Genomic DNA, 263 nt, shown 5'->3' with positions numbered 1-263 from the left:
GCCCTATTAATGCTGCTATGAGTAAGAACCATAATGTAATATCGGAGGGTTTATCTTTAAGGCTCATGACTGCCTTGATGATGTCTCGCGCATCAATAAGCTGTCCTGCAATAGGAACTGCACCGATCACAATTTCAGCAAATAGTGCCCAAGACGAGGTGTTTTCACCTGCTAGAAACGAACCTGTCTCTTCTTTTAATGCTTCAAACCAGCCTGTGGGTTTTTCTTGTTTGGCTTTTTTATATTTTTGAGGAGTGTAATCC

At 41.4% G+C, this 263-nt stretch carries 1 protein-coding gene; it reads right to left on the bottom strand.

From position 1 onward, the window contains the following. Positions 1–263, bottom strand: a 263-nt coding sequence (locus tag AAEZ06_RS27515) for a hypothetical protein (protein ID WP_350617288.1), incomplete at both ends; no start/stop codon positions are given.

The organism is Pseudomonas sp. HY7a-MNA-CIBAN-0227, from assembly GCF_040310325.1.
In the GTDB taxonomy this organism is placed as follows: domain Bacteria; phylum Pseudomonadota; class Gammaproteobacteria; order Pseudomonadales; family Pseudomonadaceae; genus Aquipseudomonas.
Note: the sequence above shows the minus strand (reverse complement) of the source record. Positions and strands in the feature narration are given on the sequence as shown.